2 protein-coding genes are annotated in these 10,458 nt (G+C 74.1%); both read left to right on the top strand.

Annotation, left to right across the window (positions count from 1 at the left end; genetic code table 11):
• Entirely contained in the window at nucleotides 1–3,642 is a 3,642-nt protein-coding gene (locus MXD58_RS11595; protein WP_308301947.1) for a type I polyketide synthase, read from the top strand.
• 2 nt (nucleotides 3,643–3,644) lie between these two features.
• Nucleotides 3,645–10,458, top strand: a 6,814-nt coding sequence (locus MXD58_RS11590; protein WP_308301946.1) for a type I polyketide synthase, incomplete at its 3' end; no start/stop codon positions are given.

Genomic DNA, 10,458 nt, shown 5'->3' with positions numbered 1-10,458 from the left:
GTGTTCGGGTCGCCGGAGGGGTTGTTGGATGAGACGGTGTTCACCCAGGCTGGTTTGTTCGCGGTGGAGGTTGCGCTTCTGCGCCTGTTGGGGTCGTGGGGTGTGGAGCCGGATGTGGTGATGGGGCATTCGATTGGTGAGGTGACGGCGGCGTTCGCGGCGGGAGTGCTGTCGTTGGGGGATGCCTGCACGGTGGTGGCTGCGCGGGGTCGGTTGATGCAGGCGTTGGAGCCGGGTGGGGTGATGGTCGCGGTGAATGCGGCGGAGGAGGAGGTGCGGCCGTTCCTGACTGGTGGTGTGGATCTGGCTGCGGTGAATGGGCCGGTGTCGGTGGTGTTGTCGGGTGATGAGGTGCCGGTGCTGGCGGCGGCGGAGGTTCTGCGGGCGCGGGGGTGCAGGGTTCGGCGGCTGGTTGTGTCGCATGCTTTTCATTCGGCTCGGATGGAGCCGATGCTCGCGGAGTTCGTGGCTTTGTTGGCGGGTGTTTCCTGGGGTTCCGCGAGGATTCCGGTGGTGTCGAACGTGACGGGTGCGGTCGCGGAGCCGAGGCTTTTGTCCTCGTCGGACTACTGGGCTGCTCATGTGCGCCGGCCAGTCCGTTTCCACGATGGTGTTGGGGCGTCGGGTGGTGAGGTGTTCGTCGAGGTTGGTCCGGGTGCGGCGTTGTCCGGTGTGCTGGCCGAGGCCGCCCCGGTTGTTGCGGCGCTGCGGGATGACCGGTCGGAGGTTGTGACCGTGCTGACCGCGGCCGCGGAGTTGTTTGTTCGGGGTCGGGAGGTCGACTGGGCGGCGACTCTGCCGGCGGGAAGCGTCGGCGATGGTGTCGATCTGCCGACCTACGCGTTCGATCATCGGCATTACTGGTTGGCGATGGCGAGGCACAGTGACCCGGTCGCGGTCGGTCAGGCCGATGTGGATCATCCGCTGTTGGGTGCGTTGGTGAGTCGTCCGGACGGCGGTCTGGTGTTTACGTCGCGGTTGTCGTTGCGAACGGATCCGTGGCTTGCCGATCATGCTGTTGGTGGTGTGGTTCTCGTGGCGGGGACCGGGCTGGTCGAGTTGGCGGTGCGGGCGGGTGACGAGGCGGGTGCTCCGCTGGTGCGGGAGCTGGTGATCGAGGCGCCGTTGGTGGTTCCCGACCGGGGTGGGTTGCGGGTGCAGGTCGGTGTGTCGGCCGTGGGTGCGGACGCGACCCGCACCGTCGAGATCCACTCGGCGTTGGAGGACGGCTCGGCCTGGACCAGGCATGCCACCGGCATCCTTGCCCCGCCAGCGCCAGCGCCAGTGCCAGTGCCGGCGCTGGCGCTGGCCTGGCCACCGCCTGGCGCGGAACCGGTTCCCCTGGACCCGAGAGGCTTCTACGCCGACCTGGCTGAGCGGGGCTACGCCTACGGCCCGGCCTTTCAGGGCCTGCGGGCGGCGTGGCGTGACGGCGAGAGCATCTACGCCGAGGTCGAGCTACCCGCGGCCGAACGCGAAACCGCCACCCGGTTCGCCCTGCACCCAGCCCTCCTCGACGCCGCCCTACACACCAACGGTCTGCGCCCGAGGCCCGACCGGGCTGGTGGCGAAGACCCGGAGCCCGGCTCACCGACCACCGTGCTGCCGTTCGCCTGGACCGGGGTGAGCCTGCTCGCGACCGGTGCGGACGCCCTGCGGGTCCGGGTCACCCCGGCCGGTCCGGACCGGCCGGACACCGTCCGGCTGGATGCCACCGACGGCACCGGCGCACTTGTCCTCACCGCCGACGCCATCGTCTTTCGACCCGTGTCCGAGGCTCAGCTCGCGGCCGCCCCAGCCGGCGATGCCCTGTACCGGGTCGACTGGGTCGCCCTGGTTGAACCGACCGGCGAGCCGCGACCCGCGTCGGGCGTCACCGTCGTGGAGACGGAGTCGCAGGACGCGCTCACCGCGACGACGGACACCCTCGCGGCGCTGCAGACCTGGCTCGAGGCGCAGGCTGGCGCCGCCGCGTCCCGCTCCGCCGAGCCGGTGGACTCCCGGTTGGTGGTGGTCACCCGAAGCGGTGTGCCGGCCGGGGACACCGCCGCGCCAGAGACGGCGGCGGCCGCGGTATGGGGACTGGTCCGGGCCGCGCAGGCCGAACATCCGGGCCAGGTCGTGCTGCTCGACGTCGACGAGGGATCGTCGGCGGCTGTCCTCGGGCGGGCGCTGGCTACCGGCGAACCGCAGGTGGCTGTCCGGGGCGGAGCCCTGCTGGCGCCCCGCCTCGCCCGGGTGCCGGCGACGGCGGACGCTGCTCCGATCACGGTGCGGCAGGGCGGGACGGTGCTGGTCACCGGAGGCACCGGCGCGTTGGGGCGGCTGGTGGCCGAGCACCTCGTCACCCGCCACGGCGTGCGGCATCTGCTGCTGGTCGGCCGACGTGGGCAGGCTGCCCCGGGCATCGGTGCGAGTGTCGCCCGGCTGCGGGAGCTGGGCGCGGACGTCGAGGTTCGCGCCTGCGACGTCAGCGACGCCGATGCCCTGGCGGCGGTCGTGGGCGGCATCGATCCTGCGCATCCGCTGCGTGGAATCGTGCACGCCGCCGGTGTTCTCGACGACGGTGTCGTCACCGCGCTGACCCCCGAGCGGGTGGCGGGGGTGTTCGCGGCGAAGGTCCGCGCCGCGGAGCACCTCGCGCGGCTGGCCGACGGCCTGGCGGCCGGCGCCCAGGGCGATCTGGACCTGTTCGTCCTGTTCTCCTCTGCCTCCGGTGTCCTGGGCTCACCGGGCCAGGGAAACTACGCCGCAGCCAACGCCTACCTCGACGCTCTCGCCCACCGCCGCCGAGCCGCCGGGCACACCGCGACGTCGCTGTCCTGGGGCCCCTGGCAGCAGGACGGCGCGATGACGGACGGCATGCGTCATCGCGACCGGGCATCCGCCCACCTCGGCATCCTTCCCCTGACACCGGACCAGGGCCTGGCGCTGTTCGACCGGGCGCTGGCGACCGCCCGGCCCCAGCTCGTGCCGATCAGGCTCGACCTGCGCGTCCTGCGGGCCCAGCCCGGCCCGGCCGCACCACCACTGCTACGCGAGCTCGTGCCCCCCGGCCGGCGCGGTGCGAGGGGCGGCTCCGACGACCCGCGCGACCTCGTCCGCCGGCTGTCCGGGTTGGCCGACCCGCAGCGGGACGAGCTGCTGCTGGGCGTCGTCCGGGCCCGGGTCGCGGCCGTCCTCGGTCTCTCCGGACCGCAGGACGTCGAGCCCGAGACCGCCTTCAAGGAAGCCGGTTTCGACTCGCTCACCTCGGTCGAGCTGCGCAACCGGCTGCGTGAGGCGACCGGCCTCACCCTGCCCGCCACCGTGGTCTTCGACCATCCGACTCCGCTGGCCCTGTCCCGCCACCTGCTGGAAAGACTCGCGCCGGCCGGCCCCGCGCCGGGCCAGCCCACGCTGGAGACCGACGAAGCCGTCCTGCGGTCCGCGCTGGCCAGCCTGCCCCTGGAGCGGTTCCGGCAGGCCGGCCTGCTCGACGCCCTGCTGCGACTCGCACGCACGACCAGCGTCGAGCCGGCCGCCGCGACGGAGCCGGAGGCGCTGCCGATCGCCGAACTCAACGTCGACGACCTCGTCCGGCTGGCTCTGGGCCGCGAGGGGTCCTCGGAACCGCGTTCGACCTGGACTGAAGGGGGCTAAGCGTGAGCGCGTCCTACGAAACGGTCGTCGACGCCCTGCGGACCTCACTGGCGGAGGTCGGCTCGCTGCGCAAGCGGAACCAGGAGCTGCTGGACGCGGCTCGTGAGCCCATCGCGATCGTCGGAATGGCGTGCCGGCTTCCCGGTGGAGTCGCCGGGCCGGACGACCTGTGGTCGATGGTGACCGAGAACCGGGATGGGATCACCGCCTTCCCGGACGACCGGGGCTGGGATCTCGACGCCCTGTTCGCCCCCGACCCCGACCGCACCGGGACCTCGTATGTCGACCGCGGCGGATTCCTGCACGAGGCCGGGCGCTTCGACGCCGGCTTCTTCGGAATCTCCCCGCGGGAGGCGCTCGCGATGGACCCGCAGCAGCGCCTGTTACTCGAGGTCTCCTGGGAGGCCGTCGAGAACGCCGGTATCCCGGCGACCTCGTTGCGGGGCGCCGACGTCGGCGTGTTCACCGGCATCATGGGCGTCGACTACTTCGCCGGGGGCAGTGTGCCACCCGAACTGGAGGGTTTCACCGGTACCGGGGCGGCGTCGAGCGTCGCCTCCGGGCGCGTGTGCTACGTGTTCGGGTTCGAAGGTCCGGCTGTCACCGTCGACACGGCCTGCTCGTCGTCGTTGGTCACGATCCATCTCGCCGGTCAGGCGCTGCGCCGCGGCGATTGCTCGCTGGCGCTGGCCGGCGGGGCCACGGTGATGGCCACGCCAGGCCTGTTCGTGGACTTCTCCCGCCAGCGAGGGCTGGCCACCGATGGCCGCTGCAAGTCGTTCGCGGACGCCGCCGACGGCACCGGCTGGGGTGAGGGCGCCGGGGTGCTGGTGCTGGAGCGACTCTCCGACGCGCGGGCCCGCGGCCATCGGGTGCTGGCCCTCGTGCGCGGGTCGGCGGTGAACCAGGACGGCGCCTCGAACGGGCTGACGGCGCCGAGCGGGCCGTCCCAGCAACGGGTGATCCGTCGGGCACTGGCCGCCGCCGGACTCACGCCGACGGACGTGGACGTAGTGGAGGGACACGGGACCGGGACGAGGCTGGGCGACCCGATCGAGGCGCAGGCGCTGCTGGCGACCTACGGGCAGGGCAGACGAGCCGGCCGGCCGCTGTGGCTGGGGTCGTTGAAGTCGAACATCGGTCATGCCCAGGCCGCCGCCGGCGTCGCCGGCGTGATCAAGATGGTGCAGGCGATGCGCCACGGGGTGCTGCCTGCGACGCTGCATGTCGACGAGCCGAGTCGGCAGGTGGACTGGTCGACCGGTGCGGTCCGGCTGGTCACCGAGTCGCGGCCCTGGCCGGATGACGGGCGGCCGCGGCGGGCGGGGGTGTCGTCGTTCGGGGTCAGCGGTACGAACGCCCATCTCGTTCTCGAACAGGCACCGGGCGAATCGGACCCCGCCCCCGCTGCGGCGCAGGCCCGGTCCGCGGCGCAGACCACGACGGTGCCCCTGGTCCTGAGCGCGCGCGGCGCCCCCGCGCTGGCGGGTCAGGCCGGCCGGCTCGCCGCCTACCTGCGCGGGCACGACACCGCGCTGGCGGACCTCGCCGACGCCCTGCTGACCCGGCGGGTCCGGATGCCCGACCGGGCCGTCGTGCTGGCCACCTCCACGGCCGAGGCCCGGACGGGCCTGGCCGCCCTGGCCCGGTCCGAACCGGCCCCGAACGTCGTCGCCGGCCTCGGCGGGCGACCCGGGACGGTGGTTTTCGTCTTCCCCGGGCAGGGTTCCCAGCGGCCGGGGATGGGCCGCGAACTCCGCCGCCGGTTCCAGGTCTACGCCGATGCCTTCGACGAGACCTGTGCCCTGCTCGACGAACGGCTCGGCGCCGCCGCCGGACCTGGCGTGCGCACCGTGGTGCTCGCGCCAGACGGCACGGAACACGCCCGCCGCCTGGACCGGACGGTCTACACGCAGGCCGGACTGTTCGCGGTCGAGGTCGCGCTGGCCCGCCTGCTCGAGTCGTGGGGCATCCGAGCAGGCCTGATGATCGGTCACTCGATCGGCGAGATCACGGCCGCGCACCTGGCCGGTGTGCTGTCGCTGCCCGACGCCGCCGCGGTCGTGGCCGCCCGCGGCCGGCTGATGGAGTCACTGCCGGCGGGCGGCGTGATGGTCGCGATGGGCGCCGGGCCGGACGCCGTGGCGGAGTTCCTCGGCGACGGTGTCGATCTCGCCGCGGTCAACGGGCCGGACGCGGTTGTCCTGTCCGGCGATGAGGCAGCCGTGCTGGCCGTCGCCGCCACGATGCGCGAGCGGGGCGTCCGTACCCGGCGGCTGCCGGTGTCGCACGCCTTCCACTCCGCCCGGATGGGGCCCGTGCTGGCCGAGTTCGGCGCGGTCCTGAGACAGGTGCGGTGGAACCCGCCCGCGGTGCCGGTCATCTCAAACCTGACCGGCGAGATCGCCGGTGACGAGCTCGCCACCCCGAGCTACTGGGCGGATCACGTGCGCCGGACCGTCCGGTTCGCCGACGGCGTGCGGGCCGCGATTACCGCGGGCGCGGGAGTGTTCCTCGAGGTGGGACCGGGCGCCGCGCTCTCCGGCCTGACCGCCGCGGCCGGTCGGCCCGGCGTGTCGCTGATGCGCGACGGCCGGCCCGAGATCCAGACCGCCCTCGCCGCCGCGGCCGAGCTGTTCACCCGCGGCGTCGAGGTCACCTGGGCGGCGGCGCTGCCGGCGGGCAGCACCGGGGCGGGTATCGAGCTGCCGACCTACGCCTTCGATCACCAGCACTACTGGCTGCCCGCGACCGTCCCGGCCGAGCCCGCTGTGCTCGGCCAGTCCAGCGCCGACCATCCCCTGCTCGGCGCTGTGGTCGACCTGCCGCGCGACCGAGGCGTGGCCCTGACCTCCCGTCTTTCGCTGCGCACCCACCCCTGGCTGGCCGACCATGCCATCGGCGGCGTCGTGCTGGTGCCCGGAACCGGGCTGGCGGAGCTCGCCATCCGGGCCGGCGACGAGGCCGGCTGCGGGGTTCTGCGCGAACTCGTGATCGAAAGTCCGCTCGTGGTGCCCCGCAAGGGCGGCGTCCGGGTACATGTGGCCCTCGGCGGGCTGTCTCTCGACGGGCTGGCGGGCGACGGGCTGGCGGGCGACGGGCTGGCGGGCGACGGGCTGGCCGGCGACGGGTCGCCGGCCGGCCGCACGGTCGAGATCTGGTCCGCGCCGGACGAGTCCACCGGGTGGACTCGGCACGCCAGCGGGACTCTGATGGCGACCGAGACACCTGACCCCCAGCCTGAGCCCGACCCCGATCTCGCGGCCTGGCCGCCGGCGGGGGCCGCGCCGGTCGACCTCGCCGGCGGATACGAGCTGCTCGCCCAGGCCGGGTACGAGTACGGGCCGGCGTTCCGCTGTGTCCGGTCGGTGTGGCGACGCGGGGCCGATGTCTTCGCCGAGGTCGCCGTGGCGCCCGAGGACCGGGCCGTCGCGGCTGCCTGCGGCATCCATCCCGGACTGCTCGACGCCGCCCTGCACTGCGCTGTGTTGGCCGCTGCCGCGGAGGGCGAGGCTGCGGGCCCGCGCGCGGACGGCGGGCCGGAGGAACCGGTGATCCGGCTCCCGTTCGCCTGGAACGGCCTGCGTCTGCGCGCCGCGGGCGCGACGTCGCTGCGGGTACGGGTGCGCCAGCCCGGGCCCGACACCCTCGTCCTCGCGGCAGCCGACATCACCGGCGCCGTCGTCGTGACGCTCGATTCGCTCGTCTCCCGAGTCGTCACCGCCGACCAGCTCCTCGCCGCCGGTGCGCGCGGCGTGTCCGGTCCGGACTCGCTCTACGAGATCGAGTGGCGCCCGGTGGCGTCCCCGCAGGACCCGCCAGCCGACTCGGGGGCGCGTCCCGAGCGGAGCGTGCTCGAGGTCCGCGGCGACGATCCGCTCATGGAGACGGCCAGGGTCCTGGCGGTGCTCCAGGATCGGCTCGCCGGCGACTCCGGCGTGCTTTCCCCGCGCGGGCCGCTGGTCGTCGTAACCCGCGCGGCAGTGGCCGTCGGGCCCGAGGCGGCCGTCGACCCTCGGTGCGGCCCGGCGGGCGGCGCCGTATGGGGGCTGGTTCGGGCGGCCCAGGCGGAGAACCCGGGCCAGTTCGTCCTCGTCGACCTCGACCCCACCGGGGGTTCACTGCCGGACCTCCTGCCCGACGGCGAACCGCAGCTCGCCGTCCGCGGGTCCACCCTGCTCACGCCCCGGTTGATCCGTGCGTCCAGCACGTCGACCACCGGCCAGCACCCGCCATCGCCGTTCGACCCCGCCGGCACCGTGCTGATCACCGGCGGCGTCGGCTCGCTGGGCCGAAGGCTGGCCGCCCATCTGGTGACCGAGCACGGTGTGCGACACCTCGTCCTCGTCAGTCGCCGCGGCGCGGCCACTGACGGCGCTGGCGAACTCGTCGAACGGCTGCGCGAGGTGGGTGCGCACAGCGTCGAGATCGTCGCCCTCGACGTCTCGGATGCGGATGGTGTCGCCGCGCTGACCGCTCGGCTGGCCGCGCGGCGGCGGCTGAGCGGGGTGATCCACGCCGCCGGCGTGTTCGACGCCGGGATCGTGACGCGGACCAACCCGGACCGGCTGGCGGAGGTCTTCGCGGCCAAGGCCCTCTCGGCACGTAACCTCGACGACGCCACCCGCGCCCTCGACCTGGACGTCTTCGTGACGTTCTCCTCCGTCTCCGGCACCTTCCTCGGCGCCGGAACCGGCGCGTACGGCGCCGCGAACGCCTACCTCGACACCCTCATGGCAGCCCGCCGGGCCCAGGGCCGGCCCGGCCTCTCGCTGGCCTGGGGGCCGTGGCGGCAGGACGGCGGCATGGCCGACGGCGTCGACGACCTGGCCCGGGACCGGATGCGTCGCCGCGGCGGTGCTGTCCCGCTGGAACCGGCCGAGGGCCTGGCCCTGTTCGACGCCGCGCTCGCCGGTACCAGCGCCCTGATGGTGCCGGTCCGACTTGACCTCGCCGCGCTGCGCGAGAACGGGCCCGTGCCCCCGCTGCTGCGCGACCTCGTGCCCGCCGGTCGCCAGCGCGCCCGCGCCGGCTCGCCGGGCGGCGCCCGGACGGGCACCCTGGCCGGACGGCTGGCCGGCCTCGACGACAACGCCCGCGCGGACCTGCTACTCGATATCGTCCGCGCCCAGGTGGCCGCCGTGCTGGGGCATGACAGCGGCGGCCGGGTGCAGCCCGACACGGCGTTCCGGGACGCCGGTTTCGACTCGCTGACAGCGGTCGAGCTGCGCAACCGGCTGCGCGAGGAAAGCGGCGTCAATCTCGCCGCGACGGTTGTGTTCGACTATCCCTCGCCGCGTGCGCTGGCCTCGTTCCTGCTCGGTGAGCTCGGCGGCTCGGACCAGCCGACGGTCGCGGAGCCGGTCCGGGCCGCCGCCGCGACGGAGCCGCTGGCCGTGGTCGGGATGGCCTGCCGGCTGCCCGGCGGCGTGCGCTCCCCGGGCGAGCTGTGGCGACTGCTGCGCGACGGCGGTGATGGTGTGACCGGATTCCCCGACGATCGCGGCTGGGACCTCGACGACGTGTTCGACCCGGACGCCGTCCCGGGCGCCGACCCCGGCGCCGAGCGAGCGGGCCGCTCCTACGTCGACCGGGGTGGTTTTCTGCACGAGGCGGGTCGGTTCGATCCGGGGTTCTTCGGTATCTCGCCGCGTGAGGCTGTCGCGATGGATCCACAGCAGCGGTTGCTGTTGGAGACGTCGTGGGAGGCGTTGGAGCGGGCTGGTCTGGATGCGGCCGGTCTCCGGGGCACCGATGTCGGGGTGTTCACCGGGATCATGGGCGTCGACTATTACGCCGGAGCGACTGTTCCGGCGGAGGTCGGCGGGTTCGCGATGACCGGGGCCGGCGCGAGCGTGGCGTCCGGACGGGTGTCGTACGTGTTCGGGTTCGAGGGCCCGGCGGTCACCGTGGACACGGCTTGTTCGTCCTCGTTGGTCGCGATCCACCTGGCCGCGCAGGCGCTGCGCCAGGGCGAGTGCTCGCTGGCCCTGGCCGGCGGGGCCACGGTGATGGCCAGCCCCGGCATCTTCATGGAGTTCTCCCGCCAGGGCGCGCTCGCGGCCGACGGGCGGTGCAAATCCTACGCGGACGCCGCCGACGGAACAGGCTGGGCCGAAGGCGTCGGTGTCGTCGTGCTGGAGCGCCTCTCGGATGCCCGCCGCCACGGCCACCAGGTCCTCGCGCTGGTCCGGGGCTCGGCGGTGAACCAGGATGGCGCCTCGAACGGCCTGACCGCGCCGAACGGGCCGGCCCAGCAGCGGGTGATCCGACGCGCGCTGGCGAACGCGGGCCTGTCCGCCGGTGACATCGACGCCGTCGAGGGCCACGGTACGGGCACCAGGCTCGGCGACCCGATCGAAGCCCAGGCGCTCATCGCGACCTACGGCCGGGACCGGCCCGCCGGACGGCCGCTCTGGCTCGGATCGCTGAAATCCAACATCGGCCACGCACAGGCGGCCTCGGGCGCGGCCGGTGTGATCAAGATGGTGCAGGCCCTGCGGCACGCCGTCCTGCCCGCCACGCTGCACGTCGACGCGCCGTCCAGCCAGGTCGACTGGAGCGCCGGCACGGTGGAGCTGCTCACCCACGCCCGGCAGTGGCCGGCCACCGGCCGGCCGCGGCGGGTCGGTGTGTCCTCGTTCGGGCTCAGCGGCACCAACGCGCACATCATCCTGGAGCAGGCACCCGAGGAATCGCCGGAGCCGGGAGGCCCCGCGCCCGCGCCGGACTCCGCCGGGGAGACCGGCCCCGGCGTCCGCCCGCCGGCCGAATCGGGCCTCGTTCCGATCGTGATCTCCGCGCGCGGCCCGCGGG

The organism is Frankia sp. AgKG'84/4, from assembly GCF_023242965.2.
In the GTDB taxonomy this organism is placed as follows: Bacteria; Actinomycetota; Actinomycetes; order Frankiales; family Frankiaceae; genus Frankia.
The sequence above is the reverse complement of the archived record's forward strand: the minus strand, read 5'-3'. Positions and strand labels throughout refer to the sequence as shown.